This window comes from Serratia sp. CY52157, from assembly GCF_052168495.1.
Lineage (GTDB): Bacteria > Pseudomonadota > Gammaproteobacteria > Enterobacterales > Enterobacteriaceae > Serratia > Serratia ureilytica.
The window spans coordinates 592,211-606,014 of sequence record NZ_JBJNMO010000001.1; the positions used below are offsets into that span (position 1 = coordinate 592,211).

Here is a 13,804-nt window from a genome sequence, read left to right on the forward strand (position 1 = left end):
GGCCGCTAACGGCGGCCCAGCGCGTCGAGCAGAAAGTCGGCGCGCTCATCGGGTGAGGCGCGCGGCAGCTCTTGCAGCCGATAGCCATAGCGGCGATAGACGGCCACCATCGCCCGATAGGTTTGCTCGGCTTCGGCGAAAGATTGCTTTCTTTCGCTGTCCTGCGCGTAGATCGCTTGCCACGGCGGGGCGATGAACACCCTTTCGGCATAGCGAAAGGCGCCGATCGCCGCTGTCAAATGCGCGGGGATTGGCAGTCCGCACAGCGTGAGATACCCGGCGATATCCGGCAGCCCGCGATCGAAGAACCAGCATGTTTCCCCCGTTGCTTCGCGCCATGAGCGCAGTTCCCAATCGAGCATCCGCTCGGCGAAGGCCTGGCGATCGCCCCACGGCAGCGCATGGCCGCCGATACTCACCTGATCCTGAATAATCGCCCGGCCGGCCTCCTGCGAGTGCGGAAAGCCGCGGCGATGAAGAACGTCGATGAGCGTGCTTTTGCCCGAGCCGGGGCCGCCGGTCAGCACGATGCGGCGTGTTTTGTCAGACATGCGAAATTCCTCTTTTGCGGCAGAGTCATGGGGTAACACAGCGATAAAGACGAGCAGTCGGAAGAAGACGGCGGGGAGAGGGATGAGAAGAAGGCGCCGTTTGGCGCCTGGGGGGATTTAGCCCTGAACTTTGGCGCGCAGCGCCTGTTTTTCCTGCTCGCTGAGGAAAGCCAGCTTCAGGCCGTTTTCCTGCGCGGTGCGGATTTCTTCCGGCGTCAGCCCGGCCTGCGGCGCGGCGACGCGGTATTCATGCTCGATCTCGATGCCCTGAACCGCCGGATCGTCGGTGTTGATCGACGCCAGCACGCCGTGGCGCAGGAAGGTGGCCAGCGGATGCTGCGCCAGCGACGGCACGGTGCTGGTTTGTATGTTGGAGGTCAGGCAGGATTCGATGCCGATGCCGTGTTCCGCCAGGAAGTCCATCAGCGCCGGGTCTTCGACCGCTTTCACCCCGTGGCCGATACGTTCGGCGCCCAGCTCGCGGATCGCCTGCCAGATGCTTTCCGGGCCGGCGGCTTCGCCCGCGTGCACGGTGATGCGCAGGCCGGCGTCGCGGGCGCGGTTGAAGTGGCTGAGGAACAGGCTGCCGGGGAAGCCCAGCTCATCGCCCGCCAAATCCAGCGCGGTAATGCCGTCGCGGTGCGCCAGCAATCCTTCCAGTTCCTGCAGACAGGCGGCCTCGCCGAAGGTGCGGCTCATGATGCCGATCAGGCGAATGTCGATATCACGATCGCGGCAGCCCGAACGGATCCCGTCGATCACCGCTTCCACCACGCCGGCGACCGGCAGTTGATGCTTCATCGCCATGTAGTAAGGGGAGAAACGCAGCTCGGCATAGTGCAGGCCGGCGTTGGCGGCGTCCTCGACGTTTTCGTATGCCACCCGGCGGCAGGCGTCCAGATCGCCCAGCACCGCCACGCCCCAGTCCAGTTTCTGCAGGAAGCTGACCAGATCCGGTTCGGCATGGGTGATCTGCACGTGCGGGCGCAGGCTCTCCAAATCGTTGGCCGGCAGGGCGAGATTGAACTGGCGGCCGAGGTCGAGAATGGTCTGCGCGCGGATGTTGCCGTCGAGATGGCGGTGAATATCGGTAAGCGGTAGGCGGGGATCGATCATGCTGGGCACTCGCTAATTATCGTAGGTAAAGTGCAGAACAGTATAAAAACAAATGGATGAAACTTGCCATTGCGTTGCATAAAAAAGTGACTTGCATCACAAATAATGCGGGGTGTATCGCATTATCGTCGTGAATCAGGCTTTCAACACGCTGACCCCCGCCTGCTGCAACGGCGCGATCAGCGCGTCATCGGTAGCCCGCTCAACGATGATGGTGTGCGCCAGCGTAATATCGCCGATCGCATACTGCGAGGCGGCATTAAGCTTGGCGGCAGAAGCCAGCACCACGGTTTCCGCCGCACGGGCCGCCAGCGCGCGCTTGATGTAGGCTTCTTCCAGATCGCCGGTGCTCAGCCCCGCGGTGGGGTGCACGCCGGTCACGCCCATGAAATAAATATCGGCGCGGATATGCGACATCGCTTCTACGGCGGCGGCGCCGACGCTGACGATCGAATGCTTATACAGTCGGCCGCCGATCAGGATCACCTCGACCGTGGGGTGATCGACCAGGCCCACGGCGACGCTGGGGCTGTGGGTGACGATGGTGGCGTTGAGGTTGGCCGGCAGTTGCCTGACCAGCTCTGCGGAGGTGGTGCCGCCGTCGATGATCACCACCTGGCCGGGGGCGATCAGCGCCGCCGCCGCTTTGGCGATCGCGCGTTTGGCGCCGGATTCCAATTGATTGCGTTCGGCGAAGCTGGCGATGGCGGAAGAAACCGGCAGGGCGCCGCCATGCACCCGTTGCAGCAACCCCTCGGCGTCCAGTTCACGCAGATCGCGCCGGATCGTATCTTCCGACAGCCCGAACATCTCGCTGAGCTGTTTGGCCAAGACCTGACCCTCCTGGGCCAGTTTTTCCAAAATGATCTTCTTGCGTTGGCTGGTCAACATGGCCATTTCCTCTCAAATTTCCTATGCACGAAATATCTTGATCATACACGAAACTGCACGATAGTATCAATTTCCTTCCTCTGGCGGAGTAAACCGATGATAGCCACCAAAGACAGGGTTCGTATTGTCGAAACCCGGGTGTTGTCCGATGACTGGTACCTGCTGAAAAAAACCACCTTTGATTTTCTGCGGCGCGATGGCGTCTGGCAGCGGCAAAGCCGTGAGACTTACGATCGCGGTGACGGCGCGGTGATTTTGCTGTTCAACCGGCAGGCGCAGACGGTGATCCTGACACGCCAGTTCCGCTTTCCGGTGTTCGTCAACGGTCATGACGGCATGCTGATTGAGGCCGCCGCCGGGCTGTTGGACGACGCGTCGCCGGAGGCGCGCATCCGCGCCGAAGTTGAAGAGGAAACCGGCTACTTCGTGCAGAACGTGGAGAAAGTGTTTGAGGCGTACATGAGCCCTGGTTCGGTCACCGAAAAGCTGCACTTTTTCGTCGGCGAATATCAGGCGAGCGACCGCCTCAACGAGGGCGGCGGGCTGGCGGCGGAGGGGGAAGATCTGGAGGTGATCGAGCTGCCGCTGGCGCAGGCCCTGCAGGCGGTTCGTCAGGGTACGATCGTTGACGCCAAAACCATCATGCTGCTGCAGTTTGTCGCCTTGAATCGGACGTTGGAGGAACAACGATGAAAGCCCAACAAATCTTGATCGCCGGCCCTTATCGCAGCGGCACCGATGGCGATCCGCAGCGTATCGCCGCCAATCTGGCGCGCCTCGAACAGGCGGCGCTGGCGGTCTACCAACGGGGGCACGTGCCGGTGATCGGCGAATGGCTGGCGCTGCCTTTGGCGGCCGCGGCGGGTTCCACTCAGGTTGGCGATGCGGTCAGCGAGGCGTTTCTTTACCCGGTGGCTCACCGACTGATTGCGCAGTGTCAGGCGGTGTATCGCATCGAAGGGGCGTCTGCGGGGGCCGATAACGACGTGCGGTTGGCTAACGAATGGGGATTGACGGTCTATCGTCATCTGGAGGAAATTCCGTCTGTTCAGGCGTAACCGAGGGGCGGGCAGAGGCTCGCCCCCTCGCGTTATTTCTCGTCCAGCACAAACTTCAACCCGGCGATCAGTTTGTCCATGCCGGCTTCCAGCTTGCTGCGCGGGCAGCCGACGTTGAGGCGCAGGAACCCGCGGCCTTCTTCGCCGTAGGTAAAGCCCGGCATGATCGCCACCTTTTCACGCTCGATAAGCACCTGCTGCAGCGCCCGATCGTCCACGGCCAGCGGCCGCAGATCGATCCAGGCCAGATAGGTGGCCTGCGGCGGGCGCCAGCCCAGCGCGGGAAACGCCTCCGCCAGCCGTTCGGCGACGTAGGTCAGGTTATCCTGCAGATAGTCGCGCAGGGCATCCAGCCAGGGTTCACCGCGCCGATAGGCGGCTACGTGCGCCGCCACCGCCAGCACTGCCGGCGAGGAGAGGCCATCGCGGGCTTTGAGCTGCTGGAAATAGGCTTCGCGGCTGGCGTCGTCGCTGATAAAGCCGTAGGCGCCGGTTAACGCCGGAATGTTAAAACTCTTGGAGCCGGAGGTCAGTAAGGCCCAGGGGCCGGTCGCCACCTGGCTCCAGGGCGTATGGCGGTGTTCACCCCAGACCATGTCCATGTGGATCTCATCGCTGATCACCCTCACGTCGTGGCGTTCGCACAGTTCGGCCATCTGCTGCAGCTCTTCGCGGCGCCACACCTTGCCGGTGGGGTTGTGCGGGCTGCACAGCAGCAGGATCTTGGTTTGCGGCCGCGCCAGCAACGCTTCGAGGTGCGCCATGTCGCAGCGCCAGTCATCTGCGGCCTTGTGCAGCGGGCAGGCCAGCAGCTGGCGCTGGTTGGCGAGGATCACCTTATAGAAGGCGTCGTAGGCCGGGGTATGGGTCACCACGTAGTCGCCCGGCACGGACCATTGGCGGATCAGCTGCGCCGCCATGTAGATAACGGAAGGGCCGTACACCGCCGTTGCGGTGTCGATAGCGGTGTTGAAACGTTGCTGATACCAGTGGCGCAGCGCGCCGAGAAAATCCTCATGCTGCCAACGGCTGTAGCCCAGCACGCCGTGCTGCAGGCGCTGTTGCAGCGCCTCGAGAATGCACGGTGCGGTGGCGAAATCCATATCGGAGATGGTGAACGGCAGCAGGTCTGCGCTGCCGAAGCGATCGGCGATGTAATCCCACTGGGTGCACCAGGTGCCGTGGCGGTCGATCGGGGTAGAGAAATCAAACATGGGTGGCTCCCTGCAGCGCCGCGGCAGGGCGCGCCGTGGCTATCAGTGAGTCTAATTCATCCTTCACCGATTGCACCTGCGGGCCGATCACTACCTGCAGATTATGATCGTTGAGATGCACTACGCCGATGGCGCGGTTGGCCTTCAGTGCCGCGTCGTCCACCTGGCTCATGTCGTTGACCGACAGGCGCAGGCGGGTGATGCAGTTGTCCAGCGTAATGATGTTGTCCGGGCCGCCGAGCGCCGCCAAAATCGCCGGCACATTGTAGCCGGATTTGCCCACTGCGCCGCTTGGCGCGCTTTGGGTGACGGCGCCGTCGCTCTCACGGCCCGGCGTTTTGATGTTAAAGCGCCGGATGGCGAAGCGGAAAATGGCGTAATAGCCGACGAACCAGATGGCGGCCACCACCGGCACCAGATACCACTTGGTGGCGGTGCCGTGCAGAATGCCGAACACCACGAAGTCGATAATGTTGCCGTCGGTGTTGCCGATGGTCACGCCCAGCAGCGCCATCACGGTAAAGCCCAACCCGGTGAGCAGCGCGTGGATCAGATAAAGGAACGGCGCGACGAACAGAAACAGAAACTCGATCGGCTCGGTGGTGCCGCCGACGACGCAAGCCACCACGCCGGAAATCAACAGCCCCTTGATTTTATGGCGGTTCTCCGGTTTGGCGCAGTGGTACATCGCCAGCGCCGCGCCCGGCAGGCCGCCGAGGAACGCCGGCATTTTACCCTGCGACAGGAAGCGGGTGGCGCTTTCGGCGAAACCGGTGGTGGTCGGGCAGGAGAGCTGCGCCTGGAAGATGGTCAGGGCGCCGCTGACGCTGTGGCCGCACACCTCCATCGTGCCGCCCGCCTCGGTAAAGCGGATCAGCGCCACCAGTATGTGATGCAGACCGAACGGCAACAGCAGGCGTTCGCCGGTGCCGAAAATCATCGGCCCGAAAATGCCGGCGCCATTGATCATGCGCCCCAGGCCGTTGATGCCGGCGGCGAACCATGGCCAGATCAGGGGGATGAGCAGGCCGCACAGGCCCAGCGTCACGGTGGTGACAATCGGCACGAAACGGGTGCCGCCGAAGAAGGCCAGCGCATCCGGCAGCCGGATGGTGTGGAAACGTTCATGCAGCAGATACACGATGATGCCGACGATCACTGCGCCGAGGATGCCGGTGTCGATCGACTGAATGCCGAGAATGTTTTGGATGTTGTTGGCCTTCAGCACCAACGGATCGCTGGTGGGCAGCACGCCGGCGGCGGTCAGGTAGAAGTTGGTGGCCAGATTCAGCACGGCGAAGCCGACGAAGCCGGAGAAGGCGGCGACGCCCTTGTTGTCGCGCGCCATGCCCAGCGGAATGGCGATGGCGAACATCACCGGCAGGAAGCTGAAGGCGAAGGAGCCTATCTTGCTCATCCAGGTGAAGATCAGCTGGAAGATCGGATGGCCGATAAACGGCATCAGGGTGATCACGTCACGGCTGCTCAGCGAGCTGCCGATCCCCAGCATGATGCCGCAGAAAGAGAGCAAGGCGACGGGCAACATGAATGTTTTGCCCAGGCTCTGGAAGAACTCCCAGAGGGTGATTTTGGGTTTATTGGCTGCTGACATAACCGACTTCTCCTGGCGAAAAGACGAGCAAAAAGGGGACTTCTGATTAGGTAAAAAGAAGATAAAACGTTTTACCTAGCAAAAATGCGCCGCCAATCACAAATCTGTCGCCCGGTTTTTGGCGACAATGCGGCGGGCAGTAAAACGTTTTACTGCGTTGACGGATTCGGTATACCCTTGATCACTACGGCGCGGGTTGCCCAGGAACGGGTTCGCAGAGACTATGAGCATCAAAAAGATCACCATTACCGATGTAGCGCAACAGGCGGGCGTTTCGGTCACCACGGTTTCTCTGGTATTGAGCGGCAAGGGGCGGATTTCGCCGACCACCGTCGAGAAGGTCAATCAGGCGATTGAGCAGTTGGGCTACGTGCGCAATCGCCAGGCGGCGACGCTGCGCGGCGGCGAATCCGGGGTAATCGGCCTGATCCTGCGCGACATTTGCGAACCTTTCTATGCCGAAATGACCGCCGGGCTGAGCGAAGCGCTGGAGGCGCACGACAAACTGCTGTTTTTAACCCAGAGCGGGCGCGATGGTCAGGGGCTGCAGCGGGCGTTTGACGCGCTGCTGGCGCAGGGCGTCGACGGCATCGTGCTGGCGGGCGGCATCCGCGCGGCGGCCGGGCTGAAGGAAAAGGCGGCCGAGCAGGGCGTGCCGCTGGTATGCGTGGCGCGCTCCAGCGGTCTCGAGGGCGTGGACGTGGTGCGGCCGGACAATATGCAGGCCGCCAAGCTGGCCACCGAATTTTTGATCAAACGCGGCCACAGCCAGATTGCTTATCTCGGCGGCCAGAGCGACTCGTTGACGCGCGCCGAAAGGTTGGGCGGATTTTGCGCCACGCTGTTGCAGTACGGCCTGCCGTTTCGCAGCGAATGGATCGTCGAGTGCGATTGCCGGCAGCGTGAGGCGGCGGAAGCGGCGGAACAGCTGCTGCGCCACTACCCGAATATCACCGCTGTCGTTTGCCACAAGGCGTCGGTGGCGCTTGGCGCCTATTTTGGCCTGACGCGCAGCGGCCGCAGCATCGGTTCGGACGGGGTCGACGCCTACTACGGCCGGCAGGTGGCGCTGATCGGTTTCGGCGACGTGCCGGAGGCCGAGCTGACCGAACCGCCGCTGACCTTTGTCTCCAGCTCGGCGCGGGAAGTGGGGCGCAGCGCCGCCGCGCGCCTGCTGCAGCGCATCAATGACGCCGATCTGCCGGCGCAGAACGTCATTTTGCCGCCGACGCTGATCCGGCGCGGCTCCGCTTAGTCCCGCCGCTGTTCCTCTTCCGCTTCGCGGCAAATCCAGCCGATAAAAGCCTTCATCGCCGGCGTCAGATCCCGCGATTTCAAATGGGTCAGCCAGTAGGCGCCGAGCGCAGCCTCGGCGGCGAACGGCCGCTGCAGCGCGCCGGCGGCCAGTTCGCGGCGGAACATGCTGACCGGCGCCAGCGCCACGCCGTCGCACTGGAGCGCGCCTTCCACCATCAGCCTCGATGAGTCGAACACCGGGCCGTTGATTCGCCACGGCGTCACCTGCGCAGCCGTGAACCAGCGTTCCCATTCATCCTGGCGGTAAGTGCGCATCAGCAGTTCGTGCTGCAGATCCTGCGGCGTATGCAGCCGCGCGGCGACCGCCGGCGAGCAGAGCACCGTCAGCGGCGCGTCGAACAGCTTGATATTGCGGGTGGCGGGCCATAAACCTTCGCCGAAACGGATGGCGAAATCCATGCCGTCGGCCGACAGATTGACCAGGTTGTTGTGGGTCAGCACCCGCAGATCGATGAACGGATGCGCCGCGCGGAACGCCGCCAGCCGCGGCATCAGCCAGCCGACCGCGAAGGTTCCGACCACCGCCACCGTCAGCACTTCGTGGAAATGCCCGCCTTCGAACTGCTGCAACACCGCCTCGATGCGATCGAAAGCGTCGCTCAACACCGGCAGCAGCGCCTGGCCCTCTTCGGTCAGATCCAACCCGCGCGGCAGGCGGCGGAACAGCTGAATGCCCAGCTGTTCTTCCAGCATGCGCACCTGCTGGCTGACGGCGGCCTGAGTGACGCGCAGCTCCAGACCGGCGCGGGTGAAGTTCAGGTGGCGGGCGGAGGATTCGAACGCCCGCAGGGCGTTGAGGGGAAGTCGGTTGCGCATTGTTGATAGCCATAAGTTTTTCTTTATGCTGGCTGAAATTATTATCGCTTGTCAACCCGGCGGCAAAAACCGATATTTGGCGCGGCTGCCGCAAGATTGGCGGAGCCCGTAAAGGAATGACATCATCCATCAGGGAGTGCGCCGTGCGCAACGCCAATAAAAACTTTTGGCCGCGGCCGATGCCCTGCAACCGAAGAGCCTCTATCATGACGAAAATGAACCGCCTGGCGGCCGCGCTGATCGCCGCACTGATCTTGCCGACCGCGCACGCCGCGCAGCAGCAGGATATCGACGCCGTTATTCAGCCGCTGATGAAAAAATACGGCGTGCCGGGCATGGCGATCGCCGTATCGGTCGATGGCAAACAGCAGATTTACCCGTATGGCGTCGCCTCGAAACAGACCGGCAAACCGATCACCGAGCAGACGCTGTTCGAAGTGGGGTCGCTGAGCAAAACCTTCACCGCGACGCTGGCGGTCTATGCGCAGCAGCAGGGCAAGCTGTCGTTCAGCGATCCGGCCAGCCATTATCTGCCTGAGCTGCGCGGCAGCGCCTTCGACGGCGTCAGCCTGCTGAATCTGGCGACCCACACATCCGGCCTGCCGCTGTTCGTGCCGGACGACGTGACCGACAACGCCCAACTGATGGCTTACTACCGGGCCTGGCAGCCGAAGCACCCGGCGGGCAGCTACCGCGTCTATTCCAACCTCGGTATCGGCATGCTGGGCATGATCGCCGCCAAGAGCCTCGATCGGCCGTTTATCCAGGCCATGGAGCAGGGCATGCTGCCGGCGCTGGGCATGAGCCACACCTACATTCAGGTGCCGGCGGCGCAGATGGCCAACTATGCCCAGGGTTACAACAAGGACGATAAGCCGGTGCGCGTCAATCCCGGCCCGCTGGACGCCGAATCTTACGGCATCAAATCCAACGCCCGCGATCTGATTCGTTACCTGGACGCCAACCTGCAGCAGGCGAAGGTCGCGCAGCCGTGGCGCGAGGCGCTGGCCGCCACGCACGTCGGCTATTACAAAGCGGGCGTGTTCACGCAGGATCTGATGTGGGAGAACTACCCGTACCCGGTGAAACTGTCGCGGCTGATCGAGGGCAACAACGCCGGGATGATCATGAACGGCACGCCGGCCACCGCCATCACGCCGCCGCAGCCGGAGCTGCGCGCCGGTTGGTATAATAAAACCGGTTCGACCGGCGGTTTCTCCACCTACGCGGTGTTTATCCCGGCGAAAAATATCGCCGTGGTGATGCTGGCCAACAAATGGTTCCCGAACGACGATCGGGTCGAGGCGGCTTACCGCATCGTGCAAGCGCTGGATAAGCGCTGATCGTGGGGGGCGCCGTCGGGGCGCCCTTGTTACCGGTGCTGTCGCTCTCGCCGCTCGCGCATGAAATCGATAAAGGCGCGCAGCTTGAGCGGCAGATGCCTGCCGGCGGGAAAGTAGATGAAAAATCCCGATGCCTCGCTGGCATACTCTGGCAGCACTTCCACCAGATCGCCCTGCGCCAGTTCCTGCACCACCGTGCCCTGAAAACGTTGCGCGATCCCCAGGCCCGCCAACGCCGCATCCTTGATCAGCCGATCTTCGTTAAAGATCAAACTGCCGCTGACGTCCAGCGCCCGCTCATCGCCGTGCCGACTGAAATACCAGGGCTCCAATTTGCCGCTGCCGGGAAAACGGTAGCGCAGGCAATGGTGCGCGAGCAGATCGTCCGGCGTGGCCGGCGCGCCGCAACGCGTCAGATAATCGGGTGAGGCGACCAGCACCCGGCGCTGGCCGTTGTCGATCGGCACGGCGATCATGTCCTTTTGCAGCATGGCGTGCATGCGAATGCCGGCATCAAAACTGCCCAGCACCAGATCGGAAAAGCGGTCTTCGGTAAACAGCTCCAGCTGCACTTCGGGATAGCGCCGCTGAAACTCCGCCAGGTGCGGCATCACCAGCAGCGAAGCAGCCAGTTGCGGCAGCGTGATGCGCAGCAGGCCCGCCGGCTGCGCGCCCAGGGCGCGCACGTCGTCCGCCGCCACGTCGATCTGGTTCATCGCCGGCGAGACCTTCTGGTAAAACAGTCGGCCCTCGTCGCTGAGGCGCACCGAGCGGCTGGTGCGGTGGAATAAGCGCACCCCCAGCTGATTCTCCAGCGCCTGAATGTTTTGCGACACCGCCGGCGGCGTGACGCCCAGTTGGTTGGCCGCGCGGGTGAAGTTGCCAAGCCGCGCGACGGCTTCGAAATAGGGCAGCAGCTGCAGGAGTGAACTCATCTATCAATAACCTGTGCTTAATGATTCATTAAATTATGCCTTATTTTAATTTATGACGAACGTTTTAGACTGATTTTTACTTTCCCTCAGCGAGATAAAAATCATGTCGGCAGAACAACGGGCGTTAACAGAACGGATCGCGGCGATCGATCAACAGGCGATGGCCGAAGGGCGCATCGTGGGCAGCGTGGTGCTGGTGGCGCGGCGGGGTGAAATTTGCTACGCCGGTACGGCCGGTTATGCCGATCGCGAAGCGCGGCAACCGATGCGGCGAGAAACGCAGTTTCGGCTGTCGTCGGTTTCCAAGCCCTACACCACGCTGGCGGCGCTGCGCCTGATTGAACGAGGCAAGCTGAGCCTGGACGATGCGGTCAGCGATTGGCTGCCGTGGTTTACCCCGGCGCTGGCCGACGGCCGGCGCCCGACGATCAAGATTCGTCATTTGCTGAGCCATACCGCCGGGTTGGACTATCGTCTGAATCAGCCGCCGGCGGGGGTGTATCATCGGTTGGGCATTCAGGACGGCGTGGAGCTGTCGACGTTGACGCTGGAGCAAAACCTGCGGCTGTTGGCGCAGGCGCCGTTGCTGTCGGAACCGGGCGCGCGCTTCAACTATTCGCTGGCGATCGACGTGCTCGGCGCGGTGCTGGAGCGAGTGACGGGCATGCCGCTGCCGCAGCTGTTTGTCGAATGGGTGGCGCGGCCGCTGGGGCTCGGCAATACCGCGTTCCATGCGACCCATGCCGCTAACCTGGCGACGCCTTATTACAATACGCCGCAGGGGCCGCGGCGCATGCCGGAAGGCGTGCGGATCGCCTTGCCGGAAGGCATGGCGGGGGGAGAAGTGACGTTCTCGCCGGCGCGCGCGCTTAACGTCGGAGCCTATCCCTCCGGAGGCGCGGGCATGGTCGGTGATGCCGACGACGTGCTGCGGCTGGTGGAGGCGCTGCGCAGCGGCGGGCAGGGCATTTTGCAACCGGATACGGTGGCGTTGCTGCGTCACCCGCACGTCGGCGCCGAGGCGCAAACGCAAGGGCCGGGCTGGGGCTTCGGCTTTGGCGGCGCGCTGCTGGTGGATCCCGACGCTGCGCAGACGGCGCAGCATGCCGGTACCCTGACCTGGGGCGGCGTTTACGGCCACAGCTGGTTCTTTGATCCAGAGGCGCAGCTGAGCGTAGTCGTCTTGACCAATACCGCATTTGAGGGCATGTGCGGCCGCTACCCGCAGCAGATCCGCGATGCGGTTTATGCGGCATAAATAAAAAGGGCCCCACAGGGGGCCCTTGTTCAGGCTTTCAGGCGATTACTGCGCCGGTGCCGGAGCGGGTTCCGCTTCCTGCGCCGGTTCAGCGTCTTCCGCCGGGGCGCCCAGCATGGCGAACTGGCCGATGAACTCCTGCAGCGACATTTTGTTGCCGTTCAGGTCAACCTGATTGTCAGCGTAGTGGAACTTGCTCGCGATCACGCCGTCTTTCTGGGTGGTCAGCTTGAACATCTGACCCATGGCAGCCAGGCCCTGCACTTGCTGCTGCGCCAGTTTCTGCGCGTCTTCCTCATTGTAACCCTGCAACAAGGCGGTCTTCGCGGTCACTTCGGTAGCCATCGCTTCCGGAATGGTCAGGCTGAGATCCAGCTTTTTAACCGCCTGAGCGATCACTTGATCCGGCGACTGTGCCGGGGAGGCGGCCTTGCTCGGATCGGTCATCGCCAGATCCAGCGTGAAGATGCTCTCACCCTTGCTGTTTTTCCAGCTCAGCGGGGCGATGCTGAGGCTTGGGTTGCCTTTCAGCAGCAGCGGCAGGTTCTTTTGCAGCATCTCGGAGGTCTGCTGTTCGTAGACGTCCGGATCCAGGTTCTCGCCCTGCTGCAGCAGCGCCATGGTTTGGCGGTTGTAGCTGTCGGAGAAGTCTTTCAGCGCCTTGCCGTCGACGTTGTCGATTTTCAGCGTCAGTTTACCGGCGCCGAAGTCGTTGCCCTGCACCTTGAGCGCGTCCATGGTGTAATCGATCTGGCCGCCGATATTGCTGCTGCCTTGCTCGCCGAACTTGCTCACCAGATTGAAACCGTCCAACGCCACGGTGTCTTTACCGTCGATCGTCAGTTTGAACTGCTTCAGGGTCATCGTCTGATCGCCGAGCTTCACGCCGAACTTGCTTTCGTTGCTGTTGCCTTTCAGGTTGAAGCCCTGGAAGGTGATCTGCTCGTTTTGGCCGAATTCGTTCGGGCTGGCGAACACGATAGTGTCGCTATTGGCGTCCAGCGCGATTTTTTTCAGATCGCGGGACACGTCGGCGTCAATGGTGGCGCCGCTGAATTTCAGCGAAGATTTATCCTTCTGGTAGTCCAGTGGGATAAAGTCGATGGTGGACGCGGTATCGCCGCTGTACGAGATGCGCGAATCGGCGGTAAACAGCGATTTGCCTTTGGTGGTTTCAAACAGGCCTTTCACCGCCGGGGTGTTTTCCAGCTCGGTATGCACCGACGCCATGCTCGGCAGCAGGTTGAATTTTTTCAGCTGCGCGAACGGGAACGGACCGTGATCGATGGTTTCCAGGAACGCCACTTCTTCACCGGCTTTCAGCGCCGCGTTTTCGCTGGTATCCGTGCCGTCGGAACGCAGCACATAACGCACTTTACTGCTGAACAGGCCGCGCTGGTAATTTTCATAGCTCAGCTTGACGCCGGCTTTCGGCAGGTAGGCTTTCAGTTGGCCGTTGGCGTTGTCGACGACTTCGCCCATGTGCTGCTCGATCTGTTTCCCGGTGTACCAGGATGCCCCGGTCCATGCTGCGCCAAGAACGACAATGACGCTGACAGCGACTAACGATTTTTTCATAGCTCTGTTTCATCCTTTTTTCTTATAACCCTCCGTTGCGAGGGAGGGGGCAAATGTGGGCCGACAAAAAACGCCCGCAGGCGTTTAATTGTGGGGGCAGCTCTCGCTTTCAGCA

General features: G+C 62.3%; 13 protein-coding genes. 5 read left to right on the forward strand and 8 right to left on the reverse strand.

Features of this window, described 5'->3' with window-relative positions:
• Nucleotides 1-5: 5 nt before the first annotated feature.
• From ACJ8IP_RS02955 to ACJ8IP_RS02965, 3 genes are all read right to left on the reverse strand, one after another.
• A complete protein-coding gene (locus ACJ8IP_RS02955) occupies nt 6-551 on the reverse strand; it encodes an AAA family ATPase (protein WP_147838601.1) in 546 nt (181 codons plus the stop codon).
• Between the two features lie 117 nt (nt 552-668).
• Complete coding sequence (add, locus tag ACJ8IP_RS02960) at nt 669-1,667, reverse strand: adenosine deaminase (RefSeq protein ID WP_016927887.1); 999 nt, start codon at nt 1,665-1,667, stop codon at nt 669-671.
• Nucleotides 1,668-1,802: 135 nt separating this feature from the next.
• Nucleotides 1,803-2,558: a DeoR/GlpR family DNA-binding transcription regulator gene (locus ACJ8IP_RS02965; protein WP_033650520.1), complete on the reverse strand. Its 756-nt coding sequence runs from the start codon at nt 2,556-2,558 to the stop codon at nt 1,803-1,805.
• 96 nt (nt 2,559-2,654) lie between these two features.
• Here ACJ8IP_RS02965 and ACJ8IP_RS02970 point away from each other — a divergent pair, with 96 nt between their 5' ends.
• Together ACJ8IP_RS02970 and ACJ8IP_RS02975 are read left to right on the forward strand one after the other, a co-directional pair.
• The gene (locus ACJ8IP_RS02970; RefSeq protein ID WP_016927885.1) at nt 2,655-3,251 is read left to right on the forward strand and encodes an NUDIX domain-containing protein; all 597 of its coding nucleotides are present in this window, start codon (nt 2,655-2,657) and stop codon (nt 3,249-3,251) included.
• Nucleotides 3,248-3,616: a hypothetical protein gene (locus ACJ8IP_RS02975; protein WP_033640470.1), complete on the forward strand. Its 369-nt coding sequence runs from the start codon at nt 3,248-3,250 to the stop codon at nt 3,614-3,616. Before ACJ8IP_RS02970 ends, ACJ8IP_RS02975 begins: the two co-directional genes overlap by 4 nt.
• 32 nt (nt 3,617-3,648) lie before the next feature.
• Here ACJ8IP_RS02975 and ACJ8IP_RS02980 read toward each other — a convergent pair whose 3' ends face one another.
• Complete coding sequence (locus ACJ8IP_RS02980) at nt 3,649-4,830, reverse strand: MalY/PatB family protein (RefSeq protein WP_099782904.1); 1,182 nt, start codon at nt 4,828-4,830, stop codon at nt 3,649-3,651.
• Nucleotides 4,823-6,442, reverse strand: coding sequence for a maltose/glucose-specific PTS transporter subunit IIBC (malX, locus tag ACJ8IP_RS02985; RefSeq protein ID WP_069100786.1), 1,620 nt, complete (start codon nt 6,440-6,442; stop codon nt 4,823-4,825). Before malX ends, ACJ8IP_RS02980 begins: the two co-directional genes overlap by 8 nt.
• A 223-nt stretch (nt 6,443-6,665) precedes the next feature.
• Here malX and ACJ8IP_RS02990 point away from each other — a divergent pair, with 223 nt between their 5' ends.
• Complete coding sequence (locus ACJ8IP_RS02990; protein ID WP_033650494.1) at nt 6,666-7,697, forward strand: Mal regulon transcriptional regulator MalI; 1,032 nt, start codon at nt 6,666-6,668, stop codon at nt 7,695-7,697.
• On the opposite strand, the gene ACJ8IP_RS02995 is transcribed toward ACJ8IP_RS02990, so the two are convergent.
• Nucleotides 7,694-8,575 (reverse strand): LysR family transcriptional regulator, encoded by an 882-nt coding sequence (locus ACJ8IP_RS02995; RefSeq protein WP_033650493.1) that lies wholly within the window; start codon nt 8,573-8,575, stop codon nt 7,694-7,696. The two genes, ACJ8IP_RS02990 and ACJ8IP_RS02995, sit on opposite strands and share 4 nt — an antisense overlap.
• Before the next feature lie 206 nt (nt 8,576-8,781).
• Here ACJ8IP_RS02995 and ACJ8IP_RS03000 point away from each other — a divergent pair, with 206 nt between their 5' ends.
• Entirely contained in the window at nt 8,782-9,918 is a 1,137-nt protein-coding gene (locus ACJ8IP_RS03000; protein WP_033642964.1) for a class C beta-lactamase SRT-3, read from the forward strand.
• Between the two features lie 29 nt (nt 9,919-9,947).
• Here the strand turns inward: ACJ8IP_RS03000 and ACJ8IP_RS03005 are convergent, their stop codons facing one another.
• Nucleotides 9,948-10,853, reverse strand: a complete 906-nt coding sequence (locus ACJ8IP_RS03005) for a LysR family transcriptional regulator (RefSeq protein ID WP_033650491.1) — start codon at nt 10,851-10,853, stop codon at nt 9,948-9,950.
• Nucleotides 10,854-10,956: 103 nt separating this feature from the next.
• On the opposite strand from ACJ8IP_RS03005, the gene ACJ8IP_RS03010 reads away from it, so the two are divergent.
• Complete coding sequence (locus tag ACJ8IP_RS03010) at nt 10,957-12,111, forward strand: serine hydrolase domain-containing protein (RefSeq protein WP_164106343.1); 1,155 nt, start codon at nt 10,957-10,959, stop codon at nt 12,109-12,111.
• A gap of 45 nt (nt 12,112-12,156) precedes the next feature.
• On the opposite strand, the gene ACJ8IP_RS03015 is transcribed toward ACJ8IP_RS03010, so the two are convergent.
• Nucleotides 12,157-13,689 carry a YdgA family protein gene (locus ACJ8IP_RS03015; protein ID WP_072627185.1) on the reverse strand — a complete coding sequence of 511 codons (1,533 nt, stop codon included), beginning with the start codon at nt 13,687-13,689 and terminating at the stop codon, nt 12,157-12,159.
• Between the last annotated feature and the right edge of the window lie 115 nt (nt 13,690-13,804).

What these genes read in the sequence shown, in the direction of transcription:
- ACJ8IP_RS02990 (WP_033650494.1), top strand. Translation starts at nt 6,666, where the DNA reads ATGAGCATCAAAAAGATCACCATTACCGATGTAGCGCAACAGGCGGGC.
- ACJ8IP_RS02995 (WP_033650493.1), bottom strand. Translation starts at nt 8,575, where the DNA reads ATGCGCAACCGACTTCCCCTCAACGCCCTGCGGGCGTTCGAATCCTCC.
- ACJ8IP_RS02965 (WP_033650520.1), bottom strand. Translation starts at nt 2,558, where the DNA reads ATGTTGACCAGCCAACGCAAGAAGATCATTTTGGAAAAACTGGCCCAG.
- add (WP_016927887.1), bottom strand. Translation starts at nt 1,667, where the DNA reads ATGATCGATCCCCGCCTACCGCTTACCGATATTCACCGCCATCTCGAC.
- ACJ8IP_RS03015 (WP_072627185.1), bottom strand. Translation starts at nt 13,689, where the DNA reads ATGAAAAAATCGTTAGTCGCTGTCAGCGTCATTGTCGTTCTTGGCGCA.
- ACJ8IP_RS02970 (WP_016927885.1), top strand. Translation starts at nt 2,655, where the DNA reads ATGATAGCCACCAAAGACAGGGTTCGTATTGTCGAAACCCGGGTGTTG.
- malX (WP_069100786.1), bottom strand. Translation starts at nt 6,442, where the DNA reads ATGTCAGCAGCCAATAAACCCAAAATCACCCTCTGGGAGTTCTTCCAG.
- ACJ8IP_RS03000 (WP_033642964.1), top strand. Translation starts at nt 8,782, where the DNA reads ATGACGAAAATGAACCGCCTGGCGGCCGCGCTGATCGCCGCACTGATC.
- ACJ8IP_RS02980 (WP_099782904.1), bottom strand. Translation starts at nt 4,830, where the DNA reads ATGTTTGATTTCTCTACCCCGATCGACCGCCACGGCACCTGGTGCACC.
- ACJ8IP_RS03005 (WP_033650491.1), bottom strand. Translation starts at nt 10,853, where the DNA reads ATGAGTTCACTCCTGCAGCTGCTGCCCTATTTCGAAGCCGTCGCGCGG.
- ACJ8IP_RS03010 (WP_164106343.1), top strand. Translation starts at nt 10,957, where the DNA reads ATGTCGGCAGAACAACGGGCGTTAACAGAACGGATCGCGGCGATCGAT.
- ACJ8IP_RS02975 (WP_033640470.1), top strand. Translation starts at nt 3,248, where the DNA reads ATGAAAGCCCAACAAATCTTGATCGCCGGCCCTTATCGCAGCGGCACC.
- ACJ8IP_RS02955 (WP_147838601.1), bottom strand. Translation starts at nt 551, where the DNA reads ATGTCTGACAAAACACGCCGCATCGTGCTGACCGGCGGCCCCGGCTCG.